Consider the following 234-nt stretch of genomic DNA (forward strand, 5'->3'; position numbering starts at 1 on the left):
CTCCAAAACCGCGCAAATTCGGCTGCAAGTGCTGCGCGACAGCAACGACGGTTTTGTGATTGCACAGAAAGACTTAGAGATTCGCGGACCGGGTGAACTGTTAGGTACGCGTCAGACGGGTAATGCTGAGTTTAAAGTGGCGGATTTACTGCGCGATCAGGCGATGATCCCGGAAGTTCAGCGCCTGGCGCGACATATTCACGAACGTTACCCACAACAAGCAAAAGCCCTGAT

At 53.0% G+C, this 234-nt stretch carries 1 pseudogene; it reads left to right on the forward strand.

Going from position 1 to position 234, the window contains the following annotated elements:
* Window positions 1-234 (forward strand): annotated as a pseudogene (locus tag R2R70_RS23270) (ATP-dependent DNA helicase RecG); the annotation flags it as partial.

It is taken from the genome of Cobetia sp. SIMBA_158, from assembly GCF_046566945.1.
In the GTDB taxonomy this organism is placed as follows: Bacteria; Pseudomonadota; Gammaproteobacteria; order Pseudomonadales; family Halomonadaceae; genus Cobetia; species Cobetia amphilecti.